Origin of the sequence: Sphingobium xanthum (assembly GCF_019737615.1) — a bacterium.
GTDB classification, from domain to species: domain Bacteria; phylum Pseudomonadota; class Alphaproteobacteria; order Sphingomonadales; family Sphingomonadaceae; genus Sphingobium; species Sphingobium xanthum.
The window spans coordinates 106,172-131,951 of record NZ_JAHKKS010000001.1 but is presented as its reverse complement, the minus strand read 5'-3'; the positions used below and the strand labels follow the sequence as shown (position 1 = coordinate 131,951).

Here is a 25,780-nt window from a genome sequence, read left to right as displayed (position 1 = left end):
GGCCTCATCGTCGATGACAATTTCGTCGGCGGCGACGGCAAGGAAGGCGCGGCCGAGAGCATCATCACCTTCGTGGGGCTGCCCCGCGCCAGTAAGGGAGGACGAAAGGCGCGCGCCGCACGCCTTCCGATCGACGAGAGTTCCGGCGGGTTAGCCGATCGTCACGCCTACCACGCGCCAACTGCCATCCTCACGATCGAGCGTGACCGTCTCCACCGCCTCGGTTTTGTTCGCAAAGCGCGTGCGGAACTTCACCACTTCATAGCCCGCCGGCGGCGCAGGCAGATTTTCCTGACTGACGAATGTGCGCGAGATCATGGCACCCAGGGGCACCCGCGCTTCTTCCGAGGCCGCGGCCCAGACCTGCTTGCTGTTCTGTTGGCGAAACGAGGTTCCGGTTGCCTGATAGGTTTCGTCCCATCGTCCCTGATCGAGCAAGGCGAGCCACTGGCGTGCCGTCGCCACGACTTCCGAGGAAGACCTCGCCTCGGCGGCAACCGGTGCTTGCGACGTCGTCGAAGCGAGTTGGGGCAAGGTGGCAATGGCTAGCAGGCTGAAAACAAACGTCATGAGAAGACCTCCGATGATGAACCGGGAAGGACGATAGACCCGCCCCACGCCGCCGATCGGCGCGGCCTCCTCATTCATCCGGGCGCCGCGTGCGTCTTCCCCGATTTCCGCGTCCCCCAGCAAATTGGGGTTCGGCGCGCCCATGTCGTTGCCTTCAGCGCTGAGCAGCAGCCGCGCGGCCTCGCGACTGCTCGACACCGCCATCTTGCGCCGTGCTTCGCGCAGGCGCTCGTTGATCGTATGCACCGACAGGTCGAGGCTGCGCGCGATCGATTTCGCGTCGTGACCACGCACCATCAGGCGAAGCGTCTGCTTCTCCTTCTCGGTCAGCGCCTCGGTGCCGTACTTTGTCAGCATGTTCATGGCATAGAAATCTAGGTCAGGCGCAGGGTCGCGGCCACCCCCAAAAATTCGTGTCCCCGCAGCATCTCGAGAGCTGTCAATCAGCCCTTCCGCGCAAACCAGAGCACATGCGTGTCGCCATCGGCCTCGTGTCCGTCGCTGACCTTCACTTCGGCGACCTCGAACCCGGTCGCCTTCAGGCGCGCCGAAAAGCGGGGATCATCGAAGGCGGACCAGACCGCGAGGATTCCGCCGATCTTCAGCGCGCGCAGCGCCGCCGCCAGCCCCCTGTCGGAATAGAGATAATCGTTCGCCCGGCAGGACAGGCCCTCGGGGCCGTTATCGACATCGAGCAGGATGGCATCGTAACCGGCCGCCGCCGCGCCGATCAGCGTCGCGACATCCTGGTTCACCAGCTGAACCCGGCGATCATCGAGGCAATCGGCCGTCAGCGCGTGCATCGGCCCGCGCGCCCATTCGATGATCTCCGGCACCAGCTCGGCCACCGTCACGCTGGCGTCATCGCCGAGCGCCTCCAGTGCGGCGCGCAGAGTGAAGCCCATGCCATAGCCGCCGATCAGCCAGTCTGCCTCGGCGCGCGACCCCAGCCGCGCATGCGTCATTGTCGCAAGCGCGACCTCCGACCCGCTGACCCGCGTGCTCATGAGATCATTGTCGTCGATCGCGATCGTGAAATCCGCGCCATGGCGGATCAATTGCAGCTCTACCCCATCGGGGATGGTCGCCGTGGCAATGCATTCATGCGGCTCGATCCAGCCCTCGGGATTTGCGCGCACCACGCCCTCGTCAGTTCGTCTTGATGTTGCGACCGGGCGTTCCACGCTCGGCCGGATGATGCTGCCTCGTCTAGCTCTGCGGCGCTCGGATCCGGGCGACGTACAGCGACGAGCGCACGCTCGGCCCGGCGATCAGCTTCGCTTTCATCTCCCGCCGCACCTTTTCGGCATCGACCCCGTTATTGAGGATGACGCGCGTCCCTCCCGAAGGAAGAGGCTCGATCACGGATATGCCTATCCCGAACTTGGCGCAGAGCGCTGTGACGGCTTCGGGCGTGTCGTCGATGGTGACGACCCGGGTCATGCGAAGAGGCTTTCGGTGCAGCTGGCTGCCATTGATATCGTCCCGTTCGGCAAGCGGGAGCGCGGATCGTCTCTCAGTCACGGCGAAAGCTTGCGGGCTGAAATCGCGGCAATGCCGGGTCCTCTAGCAGGGGCCGGCCCGATTGTCGCAGCAATTCGGCGGTGCGCGTCGGCAGCCTCTGAAAAACGCTGTCCTACGGCCGCCGCGCCGTGTCAGAGTCGCGGCATTCCGCTCTTTGACATGTCAGAAAACCCGACCGCATGCTGCGCGCCGGCCCTCTCGCCCTGCGCGCGACTTTTGCGCGGATCACCATGCGCGACATGCGTGACCTTTGTGAAGTTACGGCCCTCGCGACCTTCGCCGCAAACAGGAAGGCCGGCGGAAATCCGCCGGCCCCAAGTCGTCGATAAACTGGCAGGAAACGGGCTGCGTCAGGCGACCTGAACGGCATCCAGGCCCTCAATGGCCTCGTCCGGATCGCGCAGCACATAGCCACGACCCCAGACCGTCTCGATATAATTGTCGCCGCTGCAAGCCAGCGAGAGCTTCTTGCGCAGCTTGCAGATGAACACGTCGATGATCTTGAGTTCCGGCTCGTCCATGCCACCATAGAGGTGGTTGAGGAACATTTCCTTGGTGAGCGTCGTGCCCTTGCGGAGCGAGAGCAGCTCCAGCATAGCATATTCCTTGCCGGTGAGATGAACGCGGTTGCTGTCCACTTCGACGGTCTTGGCGTCGAGATTGACGGCTAGCTTGCCGGTGCGGATGACCGACTGCGAATGGCCCTTGGAGCGGCGCACCACGGCGTGAATGCGCGCAACCAGCTCATCCTTGTGGAACGGCTTGGTTACATAGTCGTCGGCGCCGAAACCGAAGGAGCGGACCTTGCTGTCCATCTCCGAAATGCCCGACAGGATCAGAACCGGGGTCTGGACACGCGAGCTGCGAAGCTTCTTGAGCACGTCATAGCCGTGCATGTCCGGGAGGTTAAGGTCGAGGCAGATGATGTCGTAATCGTAGAGCTTGCCGAGATCCAAGCCCTCTTCGCCGAGGTCGGTCGTATATACGTTAAAGCCTTCGGTCGTGAGCATGAGCTCAATCGCCTTGGCGGTCGTCGGTTCGTCTTCAATCAGCAGCACGCGCATATGGTTGCCCTCTGTTTCGATCGTTCCGGCGCACCTTCCCGGCTCGGCAGGCCTGGCCGTAACTATTAACCATATGACAGATGAACGCAAAAGGTTAATTTAGGGTAAAGCGGCTTGAATCCACGAGTCGTTACGATTCACACGTAAAGCTGTTGCGCAACGGACTCAGGTGCCGTTGTGAGTCAATAGACTTAAGCAGCGGTTACCGCCCGACTTTGCTCTCGCCAAGCAGTATCCGTCGCGACGATGCAAAACGGCGCAGCCGCCGATCCAGTTCCCAGGAAAGCGCCAAAGCGGCGATAAAAATGACGGCGGCCGGAGCATAGGGCCGCAGATAGTGAATGAGCGCGACATGCGCATACATGATGACCAGAGTGGCCCTGCCGAGCATCGCAAGGCCGCCGATCAGCGCGATCGGCAGGCGCTGGAGCAGCGCCGCCAGCGTGACCGTAACCGCCATGGCACCGGCGAGCGAGAGGCCCGGCCAGCCGATGTCGCCCTGCTTCATGTTCACCGGCGGGAACCAGATCAGCACCGCGACCGCGATCATTGCCATGGCGACCGCGCCGATTCGCGGCGGCGGTCCCCAGTGTCGCCAAAGCGCCCCGGCCCAGATCATCAGCAGCGCACCCGGCAGGGCCAGCAGCGCGAGCGGCGACCATTGGCCGAAATGATGCGCGAACAGCGCGAGCGCGAAAACCAGCGCCATAGCCACCACCAGCAACGGCGCATTCGGCCGGCGGCCGTTTGCCGTGAGCGCATTCCAGGCCAGCCGCGCGAGGAACAGGCAAGGGATGAACCAGAGGATCGTGAACGGCCCGCGCGTCTGCTCGGCGTGGAAGAGGATGGTCGTCGCGCCATGCCACCAGCCGGAGAAGATCGGCCGGAAGCCCTTGGCGCCTTCGATCAGGAAATCTGCGGCAAGCAGGATCGCCGAGAAGCAGAAAAACGGCACCCACAGGCTGCGCAATGCCGCCGGCAGGAAGATGCGCCACGGGACATGCCGTGTCGTATAGCCCGAGAGGATGAAGAAGAGCGGCATATGGACGGCGTAGATTGCGTCGCGCACCCAGCCCCGCGTCCAGACATGCCCCGCGACCACCGCGACGATGCCCACGCCCTTCAGCGCATCGACCCAGTCGAGCCGTGCGCGCGCGGTTGGGCCGCGCTCGGCATCATGGTCTGGACCGACAGCGCTTTCCCCGCCCATGGCCACGCCCTATAGGCTGGGACATGGCCGTCAACTCCCGATCATCGCACCCCTCTCCCGGCGGCCTCTCGCCGCTGACCGACCGCGTGCTCTTCATGGATGGCGAAGCGATCATCCTCGACAAGCCGGCGGGCCTGCCCGTCGATCCGCCGCGCGACGGCAGCCTCAGCCTCGAAAATCATCTCACCAGCCTCGCCTTCGGCTTCCAGCGCTGGCCGGTCGCCGTGCATCGGCTTGATCGTGACACTAGCGGCTGCCTGCTCCTCGCGCGCAATCCCAAGGCCGCCAAGCGCTTCACCGAAGCGTTCGAGGCGCGGCAGGTCGAGAAGAGCTATCTCGCCATATTGGACGGCATTCCGATCGAGACATCGGGCGTCATCGACATGCCGCTGGTCAAGACCAGCACCGCCGAGACCGGCTGGCGCATGGGACCGGGCAAGGGCGGCAAAAGTGCGATCACGCACTGGGAGGTTCTGGCCTCGCGCGATGGCCGGGCGCTCATCCGCTTCCGCCCGGAGACCGGTCGCACGCATCAGCTGCGCGCCCATGCGCTGCATGGCCTTGGTCTCGGCATCCTGGGCGATCCGGTCTATCGCACCGCCAAGCCAGACAAGAGCTGGCGCGACGGCATGCTGCTCCACGCCCGCAGCTTGTCTTTGCCTCGTGCAGGCAAGCCACCGGTCGCGGCCACGGCGCCGGTCCCGCCGAGCTTCGCCGATGCCGGCTTCGCCGATAGCGAGGGACTGGACGCGACGGCATGAGCGAGCGGATCCTTCCCGACGATGCGCTGGAAGAGCGCTTCGTCACCGCGAGCGGGCCCGGCGGGCAGAATGTCAACAAGGTGGCGAGCGCCGTGCAGTTGCGCGTCGATGTCTTCCGGCTCGGCCTCTCACCCGAAAGCTATCGCCGCCTGCGCACCATCGCCGGCTCGCGCATGACCGCGAGTGGTACCCTGGTCATTCAGGCGCAGCGCTTCCGCACACAGGAAGCCAATCGCGAGGATGCCCGCGCGCGCCTGATCGCGATACTCGACAAGGCTGACGAGCGCGAGGCGCGGCGGATCAAGACCAAGCCGAGCAAGGCCGCCAAGGCCCGGCGCGTCGATACCAAGAAGGCCCGCAGCACCGTGAAGGCCGCGCGCGGAAGGGTGACGATGGACTGACGGGAAAGCTGCCGCCCGCTCTCTCAGGGCGTGGCGCTCGGCGCCGGCTGCGGCGCGGGCGCTGCCGGGGCAGGCGTCGGCGAGGGTGAAGCGGCGGGCGTGCGGGTCGGCGGCGGCAAGGCAGCGGGCCGGACAGGTGTGGCGCTCGCACGCGGACGGGGCGCCGCGCGCGTCTCCCTAGGCGCTGCTGCCGGCCGCGAGGGTGAGACGGCCGGCGCTGGCGTGCTGGTCGCGATTGGTGTCGATGCGGTCACATTGGCGGCCGCATTGGAAGGAACGCCGGGAACCTCGGCAGCATTGAGCGCTCGCGGTGCCGGCTCAGCGATGGGTGCCGGCTCCAGCGCGCGGGTGAACACCGCAAAGTCGTTGCTTGCGACCTGCACGCCGGTGACGAACAGCACCAGCGCGCCAAAGCCGACCAGCGACGTGACGCCGAGCCAGACCGTGCCCGTGAGCTTGACGCGCTTCGCATCGGCCATGGCTTCGTCGGACAGATCGCCAGTGACGGAGACTTGCGTCCAGTTCGTGATGGCGCGTCGCATCGCACGGGCAAGCGGAATCGTGAACAGCAGGCTGATCAATAGCGCAAGCAGCGCTACTGTCGCCCCCATGCCGAACAGCACAGCAACTTCATCGTGACGCTCGGGCGCGATCGTGTCGGCGAAGGAAAAGCGGAACCAGAAACCCGCAACATTGAGCAGGAACACAGCACAGAGCAGCAGCCGGAATAGCGCCATTGCCTCGCCCAGCAGCCGCCTCAGCCCGTCGCCAAGCCGCTCGACGCTGTTGCGGCCCACTTCGCGCGCGAGCGCCCGTGTCGTCTGATCGTCGCCGTTCATGCCGTCCCCTGGCGTTGTGGCGCGTGTCGCGCGATCCGGACGCTGAAGACCACGGACCGGCTTGCACTGCAAGTCTGGTAACGGCCTCGTCGTCGCCCTACATGGGCAGTCATGTACGATTTCGCGCCCGCCGATGCCGCCGACAAGGCGACGCTCCACGACGATCTGCGCGACGCCGCTAAAGCCATCGTTGCAGGCGAACCGGACGCCATCGCCAACATGGCCAATGTCGCCGCGCTCATCTGGCAGTTCCTGCCCGATTTGAACTGGACCGGATTCTATCGGTTGGTCGGCGACGAGCTCGTGCTCGGCCCTTTCCAGGGCAAGGCCGCCTGCATCCGCATCCCGCTCGGCAAGGGCGTGTGCGGCACGGCGGCAGCAACGCGCGAGACGCAGCTTGTCGAAGACGTCCACGCCTTCCCCGGCCATATCGCCTGCGACGCCGCCTCGGCCTCCGAAGTGGTCGTGCCCATCGTCCATGAAGGCCGTCTCATCGGCGTACTCGATCTCGACAGCCCCGCGCCTGCCCGCTTCGACGAGGCGGACGCACGCGGTCTCGAAGCGCTCTGCGCGGCGATTGCCCCCGCCCTCGCGGGCTGACGAGAAAAGCCGCGCATTTCAGCCAGTTCTGCTCCAGTTTGGGACAGAGAATATGGTGAATCGCGTGGTAACCATCGCACGGCGCTGATACATCCCGAAGCTGAACAAGAACGGCCGCTCACGCGCGTGCCGGGACGGAATGCAGGGACGAATCGCGATGCGGATGCTTCTTCTCGTCGGCCTCGGTGCCGCCAGCCTCGCGGCTATGCCGGCTGTGGCGCAGACCACCGCACCGCACGTCGCAAGAGGCCCCATGGTCTTGCATGGCGGCCCGGTCATGAACAACAACCGCTGGAACTGGGGCCACCGCGTCAATGGCCGCTGGTGGGGTGGCTGGCAGGCGCCGGGCGGCTGGGGCGCTTATCGTCGCCCGGTCGTGGGCTATGTGCTGCCGGGCTACTGGCTGCAGCCGAGCTATTACATCTCCGACTATCGCGTCTACGGCCTGCCCGCGCCGCAGGCCGGATATGGCTGGTCGCGCTATTATGACGATGCGGTGCTGACCGATCGCTACGGTCAGGTCCATGACAGCCGCGTCGGTTACGACTGGGAGCGCTACGGCGGCCATGACGACGGCCCGCGCTATCGCGAGGACGCTCCTCACGACAATGGCGGCCGCGCCGTCGCTGGCGCCGTCATCGGTGGCGTGACCGGCGGCCTGCTGGGCAGCGCCATCGCAGGTCCGGGCGATCGCACGACCGGCGCGATCCTCGGCGCCGGCGTCGGCGCGATTGCCGGCGCGGCGATCGGCGATGCGACCAGCAGCCGCGACACGCGCTACGCCTATGACGCACCCGGCTATCGCTACGATGGCACCTATGTCGATCCGAGCCGTGCCCGCAACGAACGCAAGCTGGCTCGGGAAGAGGCCAAGCAGCGCCGCAAGCTCGACAAAATGGCGCGCAAGGCCGGCTACTCCAATTACGACGCCTATATGCGGGCTCGCGACGGCCGCTATGGAGCTTATGCACCGCACGGCGGCCCACACTGGGCGATGCGTGGCGGCCCCGAAGGCGGCCCGGTCCATAGCGGCGTGCATGCCGCGCCCGGGGTGTCACACGTCCAATCCTACACCGCGCCCGGCTATATCGCCAATGGCTGGTACTATCCGGGCGAGACTGTCACGACGATCACGATCGAGCCGAGCGTTACCACGACCACCAAGACTTATGTCACGACCAGCCGCAAAGTCACGAAGCGGCCCGCGAGCAAGATCATCAAGCGCAAGATCGTGCGACGAGACTGCAACTGTAACTGACTTCTTCTGGACACCGGGGGGCGTCCAGCAAGGGCCCGGCGGCTGAAGAGCTGTCCGGGCCCTCAGCTTTTCGGCGGGAAGCGGAATCGCGGGAAAGAGGAGCGCACGAACGCGCCCAGCAGATTTATTTGAGGAGACGACCGCCCGAATCGCGCGGTAGCTCGGTTTCGTGGTCGGTTGCGTTGCCGGGCTTTTGCAGCACCGGCGGATCGAAGCGCTCCCAGCCGGCGCGACCAAGCTTCTCGATCGGCTGATAGCGGACTTTGTAGCTCATCCGGTCCGAACCCTCGACCCAGTAGCCGAGATAGACATAGGGCAGCCCTGCCCTCTGCGCACGCAGGACATGATCGACGATGATGAAGCTGCCGAGGCCCGGGCGGTCCGTCTTCTCCGGATCGAAGAAGCTGTAGATCATCGAGAGGCCGTCGCTCTGCTTGTCGGTGAGGCACGCCCCGACCAGCGCGCCGGGGCGCCCATCGACGCCGGGCTCGCGATATTCGATGACATAGGTCTCGACCGGCGTCTGCTCGACCATGTCGGCAAAGTCGATCTCGTCCATCTCGGTCATGCCGCCATTGGGATGGCGCGCGGAGAGATAGCGCTGCAACAGCGTAAACTGCTCGTCGGTCGACCAGGGCTTGCACGCACGCACGACGAGGTCGCTGTTCTTGCGGACGAGGCGGCGCTGCGTGCCGTTGGGCTTGAACTCGTCGGCGACGATCCGCACCGAGACGCAGGCGCTGCAATCCGAGCAGCTCGGGCGATAGGCAACGTTCTGGCTGCGGCGGAAACCGATCCGTCCGAGCGCGTCGTTCAGCTCCGATGCGTGCTCGCCGGCAAGCTCGGTAAAGACCTTGCGCTCCGTCCTCCCCGGCAGATAGGGGCAAGGACCAGCGTTCGTCATGAAGAAGCGCGGAAAGCGGAAAGCAGCGCTCACGTCGTCTCCCTGCGGCCGCCTGCCGGCCGATGACTCAACTCAATCATGGACTATGCCGATATAAGCCGAGTGTGAAAAGACCATTTACCAGCGGCCTCTGTCACAACGGGACAGACGATCGTTCACCTCGAAACGGTTTCTCACTTGCATCGTGCGGCGCATGCGCGGAAATAGCTACCACAGAAGGAGACGGACCTCATGGTGAAGCTGACCGATGCCGAACAAGCGATGCTGGAGGGCGACTCCGGCGCGGCGACGCAAAAGGCCATGGAACTGCTCATCCGCTATGCGGACGCGCTCGGCGCCGAACGATTCGTCGAGACGAACAATGTCGCTGGCGTGCCCGGATCCGCCCCGCAATGGATCAAGGATTACTACAAGGAGGATGGCGGCGACTATCGCGCCGTCTTCTCGCGCTTCGATCTCGATTCGGACGAAGTGGTCGATGTGCCGCGCATGAACGCCTTCTCCTGCCACCTGCAGGGCGGCATGGACCCGATGCTCTGGCAGGAGCAGGGCATGACCGAGGCGGCGCACGACAATTTTGTCGCGGACGAGGCGAGCGTCGCGGATCACGGCATCCAGATCCTCAAGACCTGCACGCCCTATCTTGCCGGCAACGTGCCGGTAATGGGCGAGCATTGCGCCTGGATGGAATCGAGCGCGGTGGTCTTCGCCAACAGCGTGATCGGCGCGCGCACCAATTGCGAGGGCCGTGAGTCGACCAGCGCCGCCATGCTCGCCAAGCGCATCCCGGACTTCGGTTTCCATCGCGACGACTATCGCAAGGGCCACCACGGCGTCGATGTCCGCGTGCCGGTCGACAGCATCTTCGAATGGGGCATGCTCGGCTATTTCGTGGGCGATGCGGTGCAGGACACCATCCCCGTCATCACCGGCAATGTCAGCGATGCGAGCCTCATCCGCCACAAGCATTTCGGCGCGGCGGCAGCCTCGTCCGGCGGCGTCGAAATGTACCACATGGTCGGCATCACGCCCGAGGCGCCGAGTGTCGAGCATGCCTTTGGCGGCCCGGCACGCGGCGACATCTTCATCTACGACGAGGCGGCCCGCAAGCGCATCTACGAGACGCTGAACAGCGTCGGCAACAGCGAGGATGTCGATTATGTCATGCTCGGCTGCCCACATTATTCGATCGAGCAGATCGCGCAGGCCGCCGCCCTCATCGAAGGCCGCAAGGTCCATGAGAACAGCGCGCTCTGGGTGTTCACCAGCCGCGCGGTGAAGGCGACGGCCGACGCCAATGGCTACACCAGGATCCTGCGCGACGCGGGCGCGTACCTCATGACCGACACCTGCTCGGCGATCAGCCAGGCGGTGCCGAAGGGCACGAAGGTCGCCGCGCTCGATAGCGCCAAACAGGTTCACTATCTGCCCGCGATGATGGGCATCGAAGGCTGGTACGGCACGACGGCCGAGTGCATCGACGCCGCCTGCACCGGCAAATGGAAAGGAAAGCTGGCATGAGCGCAGAATCGACAACGCTTCTCGACAAGCCGCGCGCCGTCATCACCGGCCGCCCGGTCGTGCCCGGCGTCGCCGAGGGCGAGGCGCTGGTTACGCGCGACACGATCTCCGGCTGGGGCGGCGTCAATCCGATGACCGGTACGGTCATCGAGAGCCGCCATGAGCTGAAGGGCCAGAGCTTCGCGGGCAAGGTGCTGGTCTTCCCCGGCGCCAAGGGCAGCTCGGGCTGGTCCGGCATTTTCCACATGGCCAAGCTGCGGGGCATGTCGCCGGTCGCGATGGTTTTCAACATCATGACCACCAAGGCCGCGCTTGGCGCCGTCGTGATGCGCACGCCGACCGTCACCGACTGCGATCAGGACCCGCTGGACATCATTCGCACCGGCGACTGGGTGCGCGTGGACGGCGATGCCGGCACAATCACGGTCTGGGACAAGAAGCCGGACTGATCGGGCGGTTTCCTACCCCTATTTCGTGCATTTCGCGCGCGTCGGCAAACATGTCGGCGCGCGCTTTTTCAATAACTTGACACTCCTAACTTCTCCATCTTCCCGCGTGTGAGGCATGGTGAATTCGCGCAAAGTCCTTCCGGGGTCGCAAGACGCCGGGAAAGTCTTGCGGATGCTGGACGATGAGAAGGAGCGGATGTCTGGCGGCTGATCGGCCGGCATGACGCTCTGCCATCGATGAGGGGCTGTAGGACAGCCGATTTTCATTCGGGCGTGCCGGCCCCACTGGCCGACCTCATTCCGGTGAAAGCCGGGATCTCCCGGAGGTGAGGGCTGTCGCCCAACAAGACCGCAATTTCGGCCGGCATGACAAAATGACGGAAATCGCAGGCGCAGCGCGAATATTTTCTAGTCGACTATAAATTTCTTGCTCCACTCCCGGCGCCGCCTTATGACTCGCCTCACCCCGCCGCAGGGCGAGAACAGTCTCGGGAGACGTTGCTTGGTTGAATCGCGACACGTGCGGACAGGCGTGTTCCTGCCCCCTCACCATACCAATGACGAGGATGTCGCGCTCTGCATGCAGCGCGATTTCGAGCTGGTGCAGTGGGTCGAGCATCTCGGCTTCACCGAGGCCTGGATCGGCGAGCATCATAGCGGCGGCCTGCAGATCTACGGATCGCCGGACCTGTTCATCGCCACCGCGGCCGAGCGCACCTCGCGCATCCGCATCGGCGCCGGCGTCATCTCGGTGCCCTATCATCACCCCTATATGGTCGCCGACCGGATCGTGCAGCTCGATCATCAGACGCGCGGCCGCGCCATGTTCGGTTTCGGCCCGGGCATGCTGATCTCGGACGCGCAAATGCTCGGCATCGCGCCGGAGCAGCAGCGCGAGCGGCTGGTCGAGGGCGTGGACGTCATCATGCGCCTGATCGACGGCGAGATCGTCAATCATGACAGCGAGTGGTTCACGCTGCGCGACGCGCGCCTGCAGCTCTCGCCCTACAGCCACCCGCGCCCGACGCTCGCGGTCGCGACCTCGCGCACGCCGATCGGCTCGCGCCTCGCCGGCCGCTATGGCATGGGCATCCTGACCCAAGGCGGCGGGGACGTCCAGGCTGCGTGGGGGCATGCCGAGGAAGCCGCCAGGGAATATGGCAACAGCATGAGCCGCGACGATCTGCGCGTCGTCGTCTCCTTCCACCTGGCCGAGACCCGGGCCGAGGCCGAGAAGGCCGTGAATTTCGGCTATGAGCCCTGGCTGCACTATCTCGATGCGCTCAATCCCAAGGCCTATGCCGACATCCGGGAAAAGGGCGGCGACACCGCTGCCAGCATGATCGCCTCGCGCGGCGGTCTCGTCGGCACGCCGGACGAAGCGGTCGAGTTCCTCGAGAAGCTCTGGGACCGCATCGGCCCGTTCGGCACGGTGCTCATGTCCGGCACCAACTGGATGAATTTCGAGGCCAGCAAGCGCAATTACGAGCTGATGATGCGCTACGTCATGCCCCGCTTCAACGGCGCCAACCGCCAGCGCGAAAAGTCGTTCGACTGGGTCTACGAGAACCGCCACGAATTCAGCGGCGCCAATGCCGCGGCGGTGAACAAGGTGCTGGAATCCGCGAAGAAGGGGTGAGTTTTAACCCCTCTCCCCTCGGGGAGAGGGAGGGGCCCGCCGCAAAGCGGTGGGAGGGAGAGGGGGTGCCCAGCCGCGCTGCCGCTTCCCCCCTCTCCAAGCTGCGCTAGCCGACTTCGTCGCCGAGCTTCGCTATCCTCTCCCCAAGGGGCGAGGGGCTATGGGCAGCCCTATAGCCGCTCCGCAATCTCCACCACCGGCACCAACAGATAAGCCCCCCGCGCCCCGCCCGTATGGATACGATGCGCCCCACGGTTCACGCTGTCCTCATGCCGCATGTAGAGCATCGGCTTGGGATGATTGTAGATATCCCGCCCCTTCACAATCAGCCGCAACGTCTCGCCGGGCAGGAACCGCGTGCCCGAAGGCAGAATCTCTATATCCACCTCCGCCACTTCGCCCGGCGCGAGCTTGTCGTCGCGGTCATTGGCCAGCACCGGCTGCCACTCGCTCGACTTCACCGGATCGAGCGCCCGCCGCGAGACGCGCAGCCAGCCAAGCGCCACCGGCCCGTCCTCGAACACCGCCCAATGCGCGAAGCCTTCCTTCGCCCCGTCGGCGCGGATCTTCTCCACCGCGACATGCAGATCGAGATCGTCCCCCTCGTCGGTCGAGACGACGAGCTTGAGCTTCATATGCCCGACCAGCTCGGTCTCGGTATCGAACGCGAAATCGAACGTCGCCGCACCCTTCTGGTCGAGCGGATCATAGACCGCCTCGCCAGCCTGCGCCGGCGCCTCCCGGCTCAGCGCCCCCGCGCCCGCATCCAGATACAGAAGCTCATAGCGCGTCCCCTCGACCGGCCAGTGCTGCGCCGGCTTCTGCGTCGCCACCCCGAACCGATCGCGCACATGCAGCCGCACCGGCGGCCAGTCGCTTAGCTCGGTCTCCTCGCCCTTCAGGAAATGATCGAAAAACGCCGCCTGCCGCGCAACCGAGGGCGGCTCGTAAAAATAGCCCCATTTCTTGCTGCCGTGGATTTCCAGCCATTTCTGCGCGGACGACAGGCCCTTATAGCCTTCCAGCGTCCCCCGCGTATGCACCCCATGATCGGACCAGCTCGCGACGATATAGGCCGGCACGTCGATCGCCGAGAAATCCGCGACCTTGGTGCGCCAGTAATCGTCGAAATGCGGATGCTCCTGCGTCATCGCCCAGAGGTCCTCCACCTCCCGGTCCGAGACGCCCCAGCGCACCTGGATATAGGGCCAGAAATGCGTCTCCGGAATGCCGCCATGGCGCACGATCTCGTTATACGTGTCGGACCAGCCTTCCCAGACGTTCATCGCGGCCAGATGCGGGGGCTTGAGCGCCGCGACCTTCCACTGGCAGGACGAGAGATAGGAGACGCCCGCCGTCCCGACCTTGCCATTGGACCAGTCCCGCGTGCCGGCCCATTCGATCAGGTCGTAATGGCATTCCGCCTCGCGCGGCGAGAAATAGCCCGCTTCCGTCTCGGCATACCAGGTGCCCGGCACGTCCGCCGTGATCACCGTATAGCCGCGCCGGGTCCAGAACAACGGATCGGGCGCCTCGAAAATCGTGTGGTCGGACATCCAGCCCGGCTCCACGCCCGAGGCCGGGAAGATGGTCGCGAGCGGCGCCGGGTCATGCTTGCCATAAGGCGTCCAGGCGACGATGACCGGCGTCTTCAGCGATGCATCGGCCGGGCGGAACAGGTCGATCCAGATATCGAAGCCGAAGCGGGTCGGCACGCGCACGTCGCGCTCGATCACCATGCCGTCGACTTCGGCGCGCTCATAGTGCCTCGCCCGTGCCCTGCGGAATTCCGGCGAATTGAGCGGCGCACGCAGTCGTTCCTTGTAGCCCATCGCCATCCTCCGCCTCTGCAGCTGAACAGTGCTCCTGCGCAGGCAGGAGCCCACGGCCCAACCGGGTGCCCTTACCCTCCGGACTCCCGCGTTGGGCTTCGCCCGCCTATGGCTCGCAGGAGCACAAGTTTATCCATTATCGACTAGCCACCTATTGTAGCCAAACCAATATTTCAACTGTCTTATAATATATCCACCCGCTCCGCCCCATGGTTGCCGAAAAGCGGGAGAAGAGCTAGGGCTTTGCGTTGCCGTGCCCAGCGCACAGGAAGGACAGAGCAGAGCATTGGCCAAGGACAATAGCACCCTCGACGATCGGAAGGGCGCAGGCACGCGCCGCGGCGCCTCCCGCGCGATCGGCCGCCCCACCGGCAAGGGCCGCATCGGCAAGGAGTTGCTGATCGAGAAGACGGCCGAGCTGCTGCGCACCGTCCCGCCGGAAAAGCTCTCGCTCTCCGTCGCCGCGCGCCACGCCAAGGTCCATCTGACCCTCTTCAAATATTATTTCCAGGACCGCACGCGGCTGCTCGTCGATGTCGCCCGCATGCTCTCCAAGGAGATCGGCGACCGCGTCATCGAGATCGAGGGCGCCAACGACGCCAAGTCCGCGCCCGAGCGCCTTGCTATCCGCGTCGATGCGATGGTCGACTTCTTCCTGGTCAATCCCTTCTATCACCGGCTGATGGTCGAGATCATCGACAACGAGACCGATCCGCTGGCGACCGAGCTCATCAACCTCTGGATGGGCAAGACGCTGGAGATCTATGAAGGCCTGATCGACGCGGGCGTGGCCGAGGGCACGCTGCGCCCGATCGACCCGGCTTTCACCTTCCTCGCGATCATGGGCCTGTGCGAGAAGATCCTCCACGCCGCCAAGCTGGCAGCCCGCACCGGCGAAAGCCAGGCGAGCGCGGCCGAGCGCTACAAGGCGCATGTGATCGACCTGATCCTCAAGGGTGTGGGTGCGGATGGCGTGGCGAGCGCCGGGGTCACACGGAAGAGCGCTGCAAGCTGAGCCGCGCCTTCCGCACGCGCCGCAGCCCAACATATCGTTTCCTGAACCACCATCGTCCCCCTCCCTTGAAAGGGAGGGGAGCTGAATACCCACTCTCAAAATTATACCACACTATAAAATATCTTCCCCCTCGCTCCCGAAGCTGATAATCAGACCCCGTCAAGGAGAGTCCGATGTCCGACGCGAATGTCCTGGCGGCGCCGCTCGCCCCGCCCCCGCCGCATAACGGCCAGGTCCATGGCAAGGACCATGACGGCACCTATCTGCGGAACTGGAACCCGCTGATGCTCGCGGAGGATCTTCCGGAGGGAAAGATCGTCGGCGTCAATTTTCTCGGCACGCGCGTCATCGTCTATCGCGGGGCGGACGGGAAACCCGTCGTGCAGAGCGCATACTGCCCGCATGTCGGCGCGGACCTCTCCGAGGGCTGCCTGGTCGATGGCGCGGTGCGCTGCGCCTATCATCACTGGCGCTTCGGGCCGAGCGGCGACTGCGTCGAGATTCCTGGCGAGGAGCTCATCCCCTCGGCCGTGCGCATCCACCCCTATCCCGCCGCCGAGCGCTGGGGCCTCATCTGGGCGTTCAACGGCAAGGAAGCGACTTTCGGCCTGCCCGAATTCCCGAACCTCTCGGAAGACGAGGTCTATTACAAGGCGCACCATCGCGGCCTGCGCCCGCTCGAAGGCTGGATCAGCTCGTCCAATCTGGTCGATTTCCAGCACTTGAAGACCGTCCACAATATCCCGGACCCCAATCCGGTCAGCGTCGATTTCGGCGACGATGTGGTGGTCGTCCGCCAGGAATCGAACGTGCGCATCGCCGACACGCAGCTTTTCGGCTGCACCTGGCTCGCCGCGCATCTCCAGCTTGCGGGCGGCATCGAGCGCCTGTTCATGGCCGGCAGCTCGCAAGTCGCGCCCGGCTGGTCGGATGCCTATTTCGTCGTCGCCATGCGCAAGTCGCAGGCCGACGAGATGGGCAAGGAAGCCGCCGACGCCGAGCTCGAGAAGCGCGTGGACTATATCCTCAAGCTCTATGCCGAGGACGAGCCGATCCTGATGTCTTTGCGCTTCCGCGGCTTCCAGAAGAGCACGCTGATCCGCGGCGACAAATATTTCGGCCAGTTCCTCCAATATGTGGAGAAATATCCGCGCTCGGCGCCGTTCGATGTCTGAAGCATCGGCAGCGGCGGGCAAGATCGCCCTCGTCACCGGCGCGAACAAGGGCATCGGCTTCGAGATCGCCCGCGGCCTCGGGCAAAAAGGCGCCACGGTTCTGCTCGGCGCGCGCAATGCGCCGGCCGGCGAGGACGCCACCGCGCGCCTTCGCGACGAGGGGCTGGACGCGCATTTCCTCGCCATCGACGTGACCGACGAGGCCAGCGTCGCCGTCGCCGCGAGCCACATCGCGACCGACTGGGGCCGGCTCGACATCCTCGTCAACAACGCCGCCGTCTCGCTGGAGAAGAACGTGCCCCCCAGCGGCACCGATCTCGCCCTGATGCGCCAGACCTACGAAGCGAACGTCTTCGGCCTCGTCGCCGTCACCCAGGCCATGCTCCCGCTGCTGCGCAAGGCGCCCGCCGGCCGCATCGTCAACATGTCGACCGGCCTCGCGTCCCTGACGCTCAGCAGCGGCCGCGACGCGCCCTTCTCGTTCAGCCGCCTGCTCGCCTACAACACGTCCAAGACCGCCGTGAACGGCATCACCGTCCAGTTCGCCAACGAACTGCTCGACACCCCGATCAAGGTCAACGCCGCCAATCCGGGCCTCTGCGCCACCGATCTCTCCAGCGGCAAAGGCCGCCCACCCAGCGAAGGCGCGGCGGTGGCTATGGGGCTGGCGCTGCTGGGCGAGGATGGGCCGACGGGTGGGTTGTACGGGGATCAGGGGCAGGTGCCTTGGTAGGGGGCGTTGGCCTTAAATGAGTTCGTGATGGTGGCCGTTCCTCTGTTGCCTGCGAATAGCACTTGGCTTGATCCGTTTGCGATCTGACTACCGGCGATATTGACAACTTTTGCCCGTAATCGCGCATCGCTATGATGTTTACGAGGCAAGAGGGGCCGATTACGTATCCGATAAGCATTGGTTACGCGGGGGCCGTCCACCTCCATAAGGACCCCAAGGTCAACTGGACGAGGATTGTCAAAAATTTCGCTCGACCCCTGCAGACATCGGCGTCCGGTCCTGACACTGTTCTAGTTCGTGATGCGGTTAACCGTAATGCCGCTTAACCCAACTATCCTATTTTATAAGACGACAGCGACCATAGCTATAAGACGTCATTGTCTCGTAGCATAGGACATGCACGTCCTATCGATTCAGTTGCATCTGTCAGAAAAACAGGCAAATGGGGGCCATCGGAGGATACACCATGAGCACAGAGCAGACAGATACAGAGAGTAAGGTCTTGAACCTCGCTGACCTGCTGGCCGCGTCCGGCAAGCAGGACACTCGGAAGGCTTCCGAGAAGAAGTTCGGGAAGCCCGTGATGGATGTGGGCTTCTGCATCACTCCCTCGTTGCTAATGAAAGCGCAGGCTCGAATTGGGCTCAACCCCGTGCAGTTCAATATCGTCATGCACCTCTTTGACCAGTGGTGGTCTGCAGATCGGAGGCCGTGGCCGTCGAAGGCGACACTGGCCGAGCGCATGGGAATGAGTGACCGACAGATTCAACGGCACATCGCAGAGATGGAGGGAGCGGGCCTCATTCAGCGAATTGGTCGGACCAGCCCAGGCAAGGGCAAAACGAGCAACGAGTACGACCTTTCAGGGCTCGTCAAAAAGATGAAGGAGCTAGAGCCCGAATTTACGAAGGCAAAGCAGGAGGCGAAGGCTAAGAGCAAAGCCCTTTCCCTGCCTAAGCACAAGCGACCAGCTTAGGTCCCGACGCGGCGTTCTTCGTCAGTCGAAGCCTTGCACTTAGAGACAGCCCTGCTTCGGCTGGGAGAGGTATCCGAGGCTAAGGACCACTAGAGGAAGCGGCTCGCACAGGCATCTGCGAGCCGCTTCTTTCGCACCAATTTAGCCGAGGGCTCAACGCACGATTGTGAAGGGCCAGCAAAAGCTACCTTAAGCTGGCAGCAAAGACTTGAACTAACTTTCAACTTTGGCGTTTCCGGTGTGCGCGCGGGATATAGCAGTGGGACACCTTGAACGGTCGAAAATGGGGCCCTAGCGGTCAACGACGCCCCTCACCTCAAGCCGCCACGACCTTCCCTGCCTCCCGCTCACCCGCCGTCTCCCCCAGCAACAGCGGCGCCGCGATCGCCGGATAAATCTCCCATGGCCCCCAGCCTGCCGCGAGGATCAGCGCGCCGATTGCCGGGCCGACCATCGAGGTCAGCCGGCCGATGCCGCCGGCCCAGCCGATGCCGGTCGAGCGGATCGAGGTCGGGTGGCGGGAGGCGACCAGCGCGCTCAGCCCCGCCTGCGATCCGATGAGCAGCAGGCCGCAGTCAAAGCGCAGCACCCCGCCGAGCCAGAGCGGCTCGCCGACCAGCGCGAGGCAGCGCATCGCGGCGAACGCAAGAAGCGGCGTCGTCATCAGCGAGAGCAGGATCGGCCCGGCAATCGCGCCGGAAGCGGGGATGATATTATTACAACAATCTTGAATTATGCCGGGAAATTGAAGGTACGGCGCGGCGTCCAGGGTATCCTTCACGCATCTAGGGCTGGCGAGCCACAACACATACCCGTTGAAGGCGGTCGCGGTTAAACAGGGGAGGAACACTGGACGCCATGCCAAACCGGACGCCATCCATCGCGGCGCTCATCCTCGGCGCCCTGCTCCTCGCGACCACCGGCTGCGCCAGCCGCACCGCGCAGACCCCGCCGCCGCAGGGCGACCTGCGCTTCTCCGCCCATGCCGTGATCGAGGCCGCGCCCGTCCATCATGCGTTGCATCATCTGCGCGCCGGCGACCCAAACATCCCGAACGGCGGCATCGCCGCGCTCTATCGCAACATGCCGAGGGGCGACGCCGATCTCGCCGGCCATGCCGACACGCAGGCGCTGCGCCACTCGCTGGCCCATCCCGATCTGCGCATCATCCTCACCGTGACCGAGGGCCACTATCGGATCGTGACCAGGCGCGCGACCGGCATCCGCTCCGTGGCCGATCTGCGCGGCCGCAAGGTCGCCACCGTCAAGGACAGCTCCGCCGCCTTCTACCTCAAGCGCGCGCTCGACACGGCCGGGCTGCGCGAGGCCGATGTCCAGATCGTCCCCATCCCCCTCCCGCCGAAGGACGCCGGCAAGCTGCTGATCGACGGCGCCGCCGACGCGCTCGTGCTCTGGGACCCGGAGCCGGAAATCGCCATCCATCATCTCAGCAAGGATGCGGTGATCCTCGATCCAGACACCGGCTATCAGGAGCTCTACAATCTCCACACGACCGCCGCGAAGCTCGCCGATCCGGCCACGCGCGCGAAGATCGTCCGCTTCGTCGCGACCTTGATGCAGGCCTCCCGCGAAATCCGCCGCCCCTCCGCCAAGACCATCGCCTTGACGGCTCAAATCACCGGCTACGCGCCCCAGCTGATCCGCGCTTCCTGGCCGCAGCACCGCTTCCCCGCGCGCCTCTCCCCGGCCCTGCTCGACACGCTCACCACCGAGGAAGCCTGGATGGCCGCCAACGACCGCCGCACACCCCGCACCCGCGAGACACTGGCGACGCTGATCGACCCGAGCGTGCAGGCGGAGGCGGAGGCGCTGTTGCGGGGGAAGTAGACGCACCGAGATCGGCATGACAGCATAGGCCGTATGAATCGCGTCCTTCTCCTGGCGAACCTCCTCGCCCTCACATGCTGCGCGGCACCGCAAAGCGAGGAAGCCGCACTCATGGACCGCATCGAACAACAGGTCCGGATGCCGGAAGGCGCTCGCCGCATCACCAACTATGACCGCTATTATGCCGATGCGGGCGACGGGAAGGTGATCGGCCTCTATCTGGGCGCTTCCTCCGATGGCGAACGGCAATGGCTAGCCGACGAGAACCGGTTGCTGGGCGTGGAGGATGGAGGATGCGGCGTCGTGCATGTCATCTTCGACCGGCGCGCGGGCAGGATCGAGAGCATCTGGTGTAATGGCGTGGCGTGACGGCTGCGCCCCTTAAGCCCCTCCCCTTCAGGGGAGGGGTAGGGGGTGGGGGCGATGCGCCAGCATCGCTTGCACAGCGCTTGATCCGCGATGTCCAGCCCCACCCTAACCCCTCCCCTGAAGGGGAGGGGCTAAGTGGCACCGCTAAACCTCGCCCACGACCCGCTCCACCACCGGCAATGTCAGCATAAACCGCGCGCCCGCACCCGTCGCGCTCGCCGCCGTCAGCGTCCCGCCATGCGCCTCCGCGATCGCGCGTGCCGTCGCAAGCCCCAGCCCCGCGCCTGCTGTCTCGCGGCTGCGCGAGGCCTCGATGCGGAAGAAGGGCTCGAACAGGCGTTCGGCCATCGCCGGATCGAAGCCCGGCCCGTCGTCCTCGACGATGAGCGACACCGCGCCCGCCGCCGGCGCGATCAGGACGCGCCCGCCGCCGCCATAACGCTGAGCATTACTCACCAGATTGCCGATCAGCCGCTGCAGCGCGAGCCGGTCGCCCGCTACCCAGATTTCCGCCGGATCGCCCGCGATCGTCACCGGCGCCTCCGCCCGGTCCGCCCGCTGCACGACGTCGCGCGCAAGGGTGACCAGCGCGACCGGCTTACGGTCCAGCCCCTGCTGGCCCTTGGCGTAACCGAGAATGCTGGCGATCAGCGCGGAGAGCTCCTCCAGGTCCGCCTCGGCCTGCGCGCGCACGCTGGCGGGCAGCTTGGCGACGTGGAATTGCAGCCGCGCGAGCGGCGTCGCCATGTCGTGCGAGATGGCGGCGAGCATCATCGTGCGGTTCTCGACCATCGCGGCGAAGCGGTCGCGCATCGCGGCGATCGTGCCGGCCAGATGCGCGATCTCCGGCGGGCCGCTGACGGTGATCGCCCCCGCCGGCCCTTCCAGATAGGCCTGGTCGGCTTCCTGCGCGAGGCGGCGGATCGGCCGGGTGATTCCCATGGTGATGCGCGCCGCGATGAAGCCCAGCAGCAAGGTGAGGCCGAGCGTCACGGCGATGGTCGTCCAATGCCACTGCGTCAGCAGCGGCTGCGGTGCGCTGCGCACGATCCGCCAGCCGCCGGCCCCGTCCGCCAGGCCGAGCGAGAAGCCCCCGGCCAGCGCATCGGGGATGCGGCCGAAGAGCGGCTGCGCGGTCGTCAGCCGCACCTGCCCGGGCGCGACCGCCAGCAATTGCGCGAGCCGGGCCTCGCCGTCCGGCCGTCGCCGCTCGCCCGATCGCGCGGCGAAGGTCGCGGCCGCCTCGACCGTCAGCCGCTCGCCCGGCGGGCGCCGCTCCGGCGCGTGCCCCTGGAGAACGGGCACGAGTTGCGTGAACTGCACCGGCGGCTCGCGCGGCGGCGGCCCGGCAAAGGTCACCGCGAAGTTGGCCGCCGTCAGCAGGATCAGCGCCGCGAAGATCAAGACCCCGATCTGCCGCGCGATGCTCCAGCCTCTTGCCCCCCGCGCGCCGGTCATGGTCGCTTCGTGAACAGATAGCCCTCGCCGCGCACGGTGCGGATGAGGTCGCCGCCGCCATGCTGGTCGAGCTTGGTGCGCAGCCGCGAGATGCCGACGTCGACCGCGCGGTCATAAAATTCCGCGTCCTGCCCGTGCACTTCGCTCATCAGGGTTTCGCGGCTCGTCACCCGGCCCGCCCGCCGCACCAGCGCGAGCAGCAGGCGGAATTCGTTGGTGGTGAGGCTCAGCGCCTCCCCGCCCGGCGCGCGCACCGTCAGCCCGCCCGTATCCACTTCCCAGCCATCGAAGCGCAACACGGCATCGCCGCCCGCCGGCGCCGCACCGGCCGGCCCGCTCCGCCGCAGCACCGCGCGCACGCGGGCCAGAAGCTCGCGCGGATTGACCGGCTTGGCGAGATAATCGTCCGCGCCCAGCTCCAGCCCGACGATCCGGTCGACATCGCTTGCCATGGCGGATAGCATCAGGATCGCCGGCGCATCACCCTTCTGCGCGAGCCGCTTCAAGACGCTGATCCCGTCCTCGACCGGCATCATGACGTCGAGGATCAGCGCATCGACCCGCTCGCGCTCCAGCAGCCGGGTCAGCTCCGCTCCGCTGGCGACGGCAGTGACGCGCAGGTCGTGCGCTTCCAGATATTCGCGGATGAGCGCGCGCAGCTTGGCATCGTCGTCGAGCACGACGACATGCCGGCGCACGCCCCCATCCCCGACGACGCCGGAACCGTCGCCAACCACGCCCGTCACCGCGTCCTCGCCATCGCTTTCATCGGAGCATAGTGGGCCGCTCATCGCTCAGGTTGCAATGCCTATCGTGCTGGTCGCCGTATAGCCGTTGGTCGTGTCGCCGCTCATGGTGAGCGTCATCACGGTCATCTGCGCCGTGCTGTTGTCGCCGAAGACATTGTCGTTGGCGATCGTGGTGCGGCTGTAGTTGGTCAGGCTCGTCGCATAGCCCGAGGTCGCATAGACCTGCGCGCATTGCGTCGCCGGCATCGCGAATTGCGAGATCAGCACCGCGAACCGCCCGCCCGTCGCATTGGTGAGCGAGGAGAACACCTCGAAGTGGATGTGCGGATAGCGCCCCGAATAGCAGCCGGGGAAGATCGTGCGGAACGTCACCTGGCCATTGGCGTCGGAGATCTGCACACCGCGCAGATAGCTCTCGTTCGGCAGGTCGTAGAGCGAATATTTGCCGTCCCGGTCGCAATGCCAGATGTAGACCGCATAGCCCGCCAGCGCCGCGCAGCTGTTGTTCGCGTCGACCAGGGTGATGGTGATGTCGACCACGATGCCCGCCGCCGTCGCGGTCGAGGAGCCGGCGAAGCTGGAGCGGATGTCCGATCGCACGACGCCGGTATAGGTCAGCGCATTGGAGGTGACGCCCGGCGCGGTGTTGGTCCCGTCCGCCGGATAGGGGCCGTTGGTCTCGGTCGCCGGCACGGTGCAGGTGCCGGATGAGGGCGTCGGCGTCGGCGTCGCGGTCGAGCTTGGCGTGGGCGTCGGCGTCGCGGTGCTTGTCGGCGTCGGGGTCGGCGTGGCGATCGTGGCCGTGCCGGTCGATCCGCTCTCGCCGCCGCAGCCGACGAGCAGCGCCGCACTGCCCGCGCCGCCAAGCCAGGAAAGCGCCCGCCGCCGGCCGACGGCCAGCTTCTCGATGGCGATCAGATCATGTTCGAGGCCGCGGTCATGCTCATGATCGTCATGAGCGTCCGGAGTGAGAATGGGCTGTGTCATGAGGGGAAGCTCCTTGTGGGGAGCTTCGGGATAAGCGGGCGATGATGCGCGGGAATTGCGGAATGTTACGGTTTGTTGCGGGGGTGGAGATCAACCCTGCGCAAAAGATGGCTAGAACGTCCAATCCTCGTCTTCGATAAGCGTGAGCAGATTGATGATACGTAAGCCTTCTTGCTGACAGACATATGGGATTTTTGGCGGCTTGAGGGATCCTCCCGCTTCCTCAGACACAATGGTGAGCCGAGGAGAGGCGGCGAGCGCCTGGGCTATTACGAACGGATCACCACCCGATTTTCCTGTCTTGGTATCGACGAGCCGGGGATAGGTCGCCATGAGGCGCACGACCTCCGCCTGCACTTCATCGTCTATCTCGCGAAACAAAGCTTCCTTACGATCCTTCGCCCAAGCGTGAACGTCATCGTCCTTTTTCTTCAGCTCGTGAAACACCTCGATCGAGGCGAGCATGCGCCCCTCATCGATAAGTGCATCGAACGCAGTCCAGACTGATGCGAAGCGATGAGGTGGATAGGCGCGGCGCCATGCATGAATGAGCGAGCTGGTGTCGAAGCTGTAGAACGGACCAGCTTGAGGCATCAGGCTAAGCCTAAGTTTTGTTCAATACCGGCAATATGCTTAGCTTTAACCCCCAGATAACCGGAAACCTCCGAGAGACTGATACGAGCAGAATGATATTGCTCAAGTACCTTTCTTACGAAAGGTTGTCCGAAATTGGCGATTGTTTCGCGAGGCATGTTACGCGCTATCGTCTTATCGGCATTCTTCTCCTTGTCGCGCAGCTTCTGCGCTCGATATTCATTCAAATATTGAGCATGCTTGCGCTTGTAGAACGCTTCCGTTGCACGATTGAACGTGAAGAGACGACGAGCAACCGCATCACGCGACGCCCCGAACGTCACGGACAGAGCGCGAATATCCTCATCACTCCACTCATGCTGTCCAGCACCACGCGCGGCGACGATTGGCTCCGCCAGAAACAGGTCACGCGGCATGAGGGCGGCCGCTGCGACTTGGTTGCAGAATATCTCGACCCTCTGATCACTGGGCGGGCGAGGAGCATCAGGATCGCCATCCGACACACCACTTTGGTGGAGCATCAGGTGGGCCAACTCGTGCAGTAAACTAAACGTGCGGCGGGGATAGGCGTCCTTACTGTTCACCACGATGAACGGCAGCACCTCCGCCCAGTAGGCGAAACCGGACGCCTCGCTTTCTTCAAGACGCGAAGCTTGAAACACCAGCACGCCTAGATCTTCGATCCTTGAACGCCACGCGCGAAATGCAGTGAGGTGATCCCTAAACCCGCTCTGGAGCTTATAGTCGATGCCGAGCGCCTCGCGCATCGCAGCACCGGCCACCTCCGCTTTAGTGTTGGGTGTCGTCTTTAGGGCAAACGCTTGCGGCTCTTCGCCATCCTCATCGAACAGCTCAAGTGCAAGCGTGCGCCGCTGATGGGCAGCTCGTATTTCAAGCGTTAGACCGGGCGAAAAACGACGGGCGCCATGCTCAGGCAGGCGACGGAAATCGTGCATAGGCTGAAATGCTAGAGGGGGCTCGGGCAAATAGAGGACTGCAAGCGGCCTTTTGTAAAGTTCAGCAATCTTTCGAAGTTGCGGGATCGAAGGTGCTTCCTCATCGCCGTCGGTTTCCCATGCCATGAGTCGATCCGGATCGAGGTTAAGCTTGGCAGCTGCTTCCTCGATGTCGTAGCCGGCTGACTTCCTCGCCCAAACGAGGAGCGCTGGGTTGACCGTTGCTTTGAGCCGCTTGGTTGTCATGCTGGTGAAGCGTTGACGCCAAACGCGCGATCGAGGGTAGATATTGCTATGCCGGTTGCTTGGTTCTCAACAAGGCGCACGTCTTCCAGTCGCGCTAGCGCA

27 protein-coding genes are annotated in these 25,780 nt (G+C 64.8%); 13 read left to right on the top strand and 14 right to left on the bottom strand.

Features of this window, described 5'->3' with window-relative positions; translation table 11 throughout:
• Positions 1 to 150 precede the first annotated feature (150 nt).
• The 5 genes from KM135_RS00675 to KM135_RS00655 form a co-directional block, all read right to left on the bottom strand.
• Entirely contained in the window at positions 151 to 933 is a 783-nt protein-coding gene (locus tag KM135_RS00675) for a helix-turn-helix domain-containing protein (RefSeq protein WP_246605643.1), read from the bottom strand.
• Positions 934 to 1,013: 80 nt separating this feature from the next.
• On the bottom strand, positions 1,014 to 1,685 hold the full coding sequence (locus KM135_RS00670) for a spermine/spermidine synthase domain-containing protein (RefSeq protein ID WP_221712496.1): 672 nt from the start codon (positions 1,683 to 1,685) through the stop codon (positions 1,014 to 1,016).
• Between the two features lie 94 nt (positions 1,686 to 1,779).
• Positions 1,780 to 2,013, bottom strand: coding sequence for a hypothetical protein (locus KM135_RS00665; protein WP_221711977.1), 234 nt, complete (start codon positions 2,011 to 2,013; stop codon positions 1,780 to 1,782).
• Positions 2,014 to 2,444: 431 nt separating this feature from the next.
• The gene (gene ctrA / locus KM135_RS00660) at positions 2,445 to 3,158 is read right to left on the bottom strand and encodes a response regulator transcription factor CtrA (protein WP_221711976.1); all 714 of its coding nucleotides are present in this window, start codon (positions 3,156 to 3,158) and stop codon (positions 2,445 to 2,447) included.
• 202 nt (positions 3,159 to 3,360) lie between these two features.
• The gene (locus KM135_RS00655; protein ID WP_221711975.1) at positions 3,361 to 4,368 is read right to left on the bottom strand and encodes an acyltransferase family protein; all 1,008 of its coding nucleotides are present in this window, start codon (positions 4,366 to 4,368) and stop codon (positions 3,361 to 3,363) included.
• A gap of 23 nt (positions 4,369 to 4,391) precedes the next feature.
• Here KM135_RS00655 and KM135_RS00650 point away from each other — a divergent pair, with 23 nt between their 5' ends.
• Both KM135_RS00650 and arfB read left to right on the top strand, forming a co-directional pair.
• Positions 4,392 to 5,129: an RluA family pseudouridine synthase gene (locus tag KM135_RS00650; RefSeq protein ID WP_221711974.1), complete on the top strand. Its 738-nt coding sequence runs from the start codon at positions 4,392 to 4,394 to the stop codon at positions 5,127 to 5,129.
• A complete protein-coding gene (gene arfB, locus KM135_RS00645; protein WP_221711973.1) occupies positions 5,126 to 5,530 on the top strand; it encodes an alternative ribosome rescue aminoacyl-tRNA hydrolase ArfB in 405 nt (134 codons plus the stop codon). The genes KM135_RS00650 and arfB overlap by 4 nt, the downstream gene beginning before the upstream one ends.
• A 23-nt stretch (positions 5,531 to 5,553) precedes the next feature.
• Here arfB and KM135_RS00640 read toward each other — a convergent pair whose 3' ends face one another.
• Positions 5,554 to 6,369 carry a hypothetical protein gene (locus KM135_RS00640; RefSeq protein WP_221711972.1) on the bottom strand — a complete coding sequence of 272 codons (816 nt, stop codon included), beginning with the start codon at positions 6,367 to 6,369 and terminating at the stop codon, positions 5,554 to 5,556.
• Positions 6,370 to 6,480: 111 nt separating this feature from the next.
• Here KM135_RS00640 and KM135_RS00635 point away from each other — a divergent pair, with 111 nt between their 5' ends.
• A complete protein-coding gene (locus KM135_RS00635) occupies positions 6,481 to 6,969 on the top strand; it encodes a GAF domain-containing protein (RefSeq protein ID WP_221711971.1) in 489 nt (162 codons plus the stop codon).
• A 157-nt stretch (positions 6,970 to 7,126) separates the two neighbouring features.
• Entirely contained in the window at positions 7,127 to 8,227 is a 1,101-nt protein-coding gene (locus KM135_RS00630) for an RcnB family protein (protein ID WP_221711970.1), read from the top strand.
• Positions 8,228 to 8,351: 124 nt separating this feature from the next.
• Here the strand turns inward: KM135_RS00630 and KM135_RS00625 are convergent, their stop codons facing one another.
• Entirely contained in the window at positions 8,352 to 9,164 is an 813-nt protein-coding gene (locus KM135_RS00625) for an arginyltransferase (protein ID WP_221711969.1), read from the bottom strand.
• 198 nt (positions 9,165 to 9,362) lie between these two features.
• Here KM135_RS00625 and KM135_RS00620 point away from each other — a divergent pair, with 198 nt between their 5' ends.
• The 3 genes from KM135_RS00620 to KM135_RS00610 all read left to right on the top strand — a co-directional run bounded on the left by KM135_RS00620 (position 9,363) and on the right by KM135_RS00610 (position 12,740).
• A complete protein-coding gene (locus tag KM135_RS00620) occupies positions 9,363 to 10,652 on the top strand; it encodes an aconitase X (protein WP_221711968.1) in 1,290 nt (429 codons plus the stop codon).
• Complete coding sequence (locus tag KM135_RS00615; RefSeq protein WP_221711967.1) at positions 10,649 to 11,101, top strand: aconitase X swivel domain-containing protein; 453 nt, start codon at positions 10,649 to 10,651, stop codon at positions 11,099 to 11,101. Before KM135_RS00620 ends, KM135_RS00615 begins: the two co-directional genes overlap by 4 nt.
• A 532-nt stretch (positions 11,102 to 11,633) precedes the next feature.
• Positions 11,634 to 12,740 carry an LLM class flavin-dependent oxidoreductase gene (locus KM135_RS00610; RefSeq protein WP_343228115.1) on the top strand — a complete coding sequence of 369 codons (1,107 nt, stop codon included), beginning with the start codon at positions 11,634 to 11,636 and terminating at the stop codon, positions 12,738 to 12,740.
• 170 nt (positions 12,741 to 12,910) lie between these two features.
• On the opposite strand, the gene KM135_RS00605 is transcribed toward KM135_RS00610, so the two are convergent.
• On the bottom strand, positions 12,911 to 14,572 hold the full coding sequence (locus tag KM135_RS00605) for a CocE/NonD family hydrolase (protein WP_221711965.1): 1,662 nt from the start codon (positions 14,570 to 14,572) through the stop codon (positions 12,911 to 12,913).
• 286 nt (positions 14,573 to 14,858) lie between these two features.
• Here KM135_RS00605 and KM135_RS00600 point away from each other — a divergent pair, with 286 nt between their 5' ends.
• The 4 genes from KM135_RS00600 to KM135_RS00585 all read left to right on the top strand — a co-directional run bounded on the left by KM135_RS00600 (position 14,859) and on the right by KM135_RS00585 (position 18,471).
• Positions 14,859 to 15,587, top strand: coding sequence for a TetR/AcrR family transcriptional regulator (locus tag KM135_RS00600; protein ID WP_221711964.1), 729 nt, complete (start codon positions 14,859 to 14,861; stop codon positions 15,585 to 15,587).
• A gap of 173 nt (positions 15,588 to 15,760) precedes the next feature.
• Positions 15,761 to 16,762, top strand: a complete 1,002-nt coding sequence (locus KM135_RS00595; protein WP_221711963.1) for a Rieske (2Fe-2S) protein — start codon at positions 15,761 to 15,763, stop codon at positions 16,760 to 16,762.
• Complete coding sequence (locus KM135_RS00590; RefSeq protein WP_246605641.1) at positions 16,755 to 17,495, top strand: SDR family oxidoreductase; 741 nt, start codon at positions 16,755 to 16,757, stop codon at positions 17,493 to 17,495. Before KM135_RS00595 ends, KM135_RS00590 begins: the two co-directional genes overlap by 8 nt.
• Positions 17,496 to 17,961: 466 nt before the next feature.
• Entirely contained in the window at positions 17,962 to 18,471 is a 510-nt protein-coding gene (locus tag KM135_RS00585; protein WP_221711962.1) for a helix-turn-helix domain-containing protein, read from the top strand.
• Between the two features lie 316 nt (positions 18,472 to 18,787).
• Here the strand turns inward: KM135_RS00585 and KM135_RS00580 are convergent, their stop codons facing one another.
• On the bottom strand, positions 18,788 to 19,135 hold the full coding sequence (locus KM135_RS00580; RefSeq protein WP_221711961.1) for an MFS transporter: 348 nt from the start codon (positions 19,133 to 19,135) through the stop codon (positions 18,788 to 18,790).
• 194 nt (positions 19,136 to 19,329) lie between these two features.
• Between KM135_RS00580 and KM135_RS00575 the strand changes: the two genes are divergently transcribed.
• A complete protein-coding gene (locus tag KM135_RS00575; protein WP_221711960.1) occupies positions 19,330 to 20,319 on the top strand; it encodes an ABC transporter substrate-binding protein in 990 nt (329 codons plus the stop codon).
• Between the two features lie 111 nt (positions 20,320 to 20,430).
• Positions 20,431 to 20,688 carry a hypothetical protein gene (locus KM135_RS00570; RefSeq protein ID WP_221711959.1) on the top strand — a complete coding sequence of 86 codons (258 nt, stop codon included), beginning with the start codon at positions 20,431 to 20,433 and terminating at the stop codon, positions 20,686 to 20,688.
• 144 nt (positions 20,689 to 20,832) lie between these two features.
• Here the strand turns inward: KM135_RS00570 and KM135_RS00565 are convergent, their stop codons facing one another.
• From KM135_RS00565 to KM135_RS00545, 5 genes are all read right to left on the bottom strand, one after another.
• Complete coding sequence (locus KM135_RS00565; RefSeq protein WP_221711958.1) at positions 20,833 to 22,146, bottom strand: sensor histidine kinase; 1,314 nt, start codon at positions 22,144 to 22,146, stop codon at positions 20,833 to 20,835.
• Positions 22,143 to 22,937, bottom strand: a complete 795-nt coding sequence (locus tag KM135_RS00560; RefSeq protein WP_221711957.1) for a response regulator — start codon at positions 22,935 to 22,937, stop codon at positions 22,143 to 22,145. The genes KM135_RS00565 and KM135_RS00560 overlap by 4 nt, the downstream gene beginning before the upstream one ends.
• A 3-nt stretch (positions 22,938 to 22,940) precedes the next feature.
• Positions 22,941 to 23,882 carry a dioxygenase family protein gene (locus tag KM135_RS00555; protein WP_221711956.1) on the bottom strand — a complete coding sequence of 314 codons (942 nt, stop codon included), beginning with the start codon at positions 23,880 to 23,882 and terminating at the stop codon, positions 22,941 to 22,943.
• Positions 23,883 to 23,993: 111 nt separating this feature from the next.
• Positions 23,994 to 24,476, bottom strand: a complete 483-nt coding sequence (locus KM135_RS00550; protein ID WP_221711955.1) for a DUF4411 family protein — start codon at positions 24,474 to 24,476, stop codon at positions 23,994 to 23,996.
• Positions 24,476 to 25,678, bottom strand: coding sequence for an XRE family transcriptional regulator (locus KM135_RS00545; RefSeq protein ID WP_221711954.1), 1,203 nt, complete (start codon positions 25,676 to 25,678; stop codon positions 24,476 to 24,478). The genes KM135_RS00550 and KM135_RS00545 overlap by 1 nt, the downstream gene beginning before the upstream one ends.
• Positions 25,679 to 25,780: the final 102 nt, after the last annotated feature.

What these genes read in the sequence shown, in the direction of transcription:
- KM135_RS00675 (WP_246605643.1), bottom strand. Translation starts at nt 933, where the DNA reads ATGAACATGCTGACAAAGTACGGCACCGAGGCGCTGACCGAGAAGGAG.
- KM135_RS00665 (WP_221711977.1), bottom strand. Translation starts at nt 2,013, where the DNA reads ATGACCCGGGTCGTCACCATCGACGACACGCCCGAAGCCGTCACAGCG.
- ctrA (WP_221711976.1), bottom strand. Translation starts at nt 3,158, where the DNA reads ATGCGCGTGCTGCTGATTGAAGACGAACCGACGACCGCCAAGGCGATT.
- KM135_RS00655 (WP_221711975.1), bottom strand. Translation starts at nt 4,368, where the DNA reads ATGGGCGGGGAAAGCGCTGTCGGTCCAGACCATGATGCCGAGCGCGGC.
- KM135_RS00650 (WP_221711974.1), top strand. Translation starts at nt 4,392, where the DNA reads ATGGCCGTCAACTCCCGATCATCGCACCCCTCTCCCGGCGGCCTCTCG.
- arfB (WP_221711973.1), top strand. Translation starts at nt 5,126, where the DNA reads ATGAGCGAGCGGATCCTTCCCGACGATGCGCTGGAAGAGCGCTTCGTC.
- KM135_RS00640 (WP_221711972.1), bottom strand. Translation starts at nt 6,369, where the DNA reads ATGAACGGCGACGATCAGACGACACGGGCGCTCGCGCGCGAAGTGGGC.
- KM135_RS00635 (WP_221711971.1), top strand. Translation starts at nt 6,481, where the DNA reads ATGTACGATTTCGCGCCCGCCGATGCCGCCGACAAGGCGACGCTCCAC.
- KM135_RS00630 (WP_221711970.1), top strand. Translation starts at nt 7,127, where the DNA reads ATGCGGATGCTTCTTCTCGTCGGCCTCGGTGCCGCCAGCCTCGCGGCT.
- KM135_RS00620 (WP_221711968.1), top strand. Translation starts at nt 9,363, where the DNA reads ATGGTGAAGCTGACCGATGCCGAACAAGCGATGCTGGAGGGCGACTCC.
- KM135_RS00615 (WP_221711967.1), top strand. Translation starts at nt 10,649, where the DNA reads ATGAGCGCAGAATCGACAACGCTTCTCGACAAGCCGCGCGCCGTCATC.
- KM135_RS00605 (WP_221711965.1), bottom strand. Translation starts at nt 14,572, where the DNA reads ATGGGCTACAAGGAACGACTGCGTGCGCCGCTCAATTCGCCGGAATTC.
- KM135_RS00595 (WP_221711963.1), top strand. Translation starts at nt 15,761, where the DNA reads ATGTCCGACGCGAATGTCCTGGCGGCGCCGCTCGCCCCGCCCCCGCCG.
- KM135_RS00590 (WP_246605641.1), top strand. Translation starts at nt 16,755, where the DNA reads ATGTCTGAAGCATCGGCAGCGGCGGGCAAGATCGCCCTCGTCACCGGC.
- KM135_RS00585 (WP_221711962.1), top strand. Translation starts at nt 17,962, where the DNA reads ATGAGCACAGAGCAGACAGATACAGAGAGTAAGGTCTTGAACCTCGCT.
- KM135_RS00580 (WP_221711961.1), bottom strand. Translation starts at nt 19,135, where the DNA reads ATGACGACGCCGCTTCTTGCGTTCGCCGCGATGCGCTGCCTCGCGCTG.
- KM135_RS00575 (WP_221711960.1), top strand. Translation starts at nt 19,330, where the DNA reads ATGCCAAACCGGACGCCATCCATCGCGGCGCTCATCCTCGGCGCCCTG.
- KM135_RS00570 (WP_221711959.1), top strand. Translation starts at nt 20,431, where the DNA reads ATGGACCGCATCGAACAACAGGTCCGGATGCCGGAAGGCGCTCGCCGC.
- KM135_RS00565 (WP_221711958.1), bottom strand. Translation starts at nt 22,146, where the DNA reads ATGACCGGCGCGCGGGGGGCAAGAGGCTGGAGCATCGCGCGGCAGATC.
- KM135_RS00560 (WP_221711957.1), bottom strand. Translation starts at nt 22,937, where the DNA reads ATGAGCGGCCCACTATGCTCCGATGAAAGCGATGGCGAGGACGCGGTG.
- KM135_RS00555 (WP_221711956.1), bottom strand. Translation starts at nt 23,882, where the DNA reads ATGACACAGCCCATTCTCACTCCGGACGCTCATGACGATCATGAGCAT.
- KM135_RS00550 (WP_221711955.1), bottom strand. Translation starts at nt 24,476, where the DNA reads ATGCCTCAAGCTGGTCCGTTCTACAGCTTCGACACCAGCTCGCTCATT.
- KM135_RS00545 (WP_221711954.1), bottom strand. Translation starts at nt 25,678, where the DNA reads ATGACAACCAAGCGGCTCAAAGCAACGGTCAACCCAGCGCTCCTCGTT.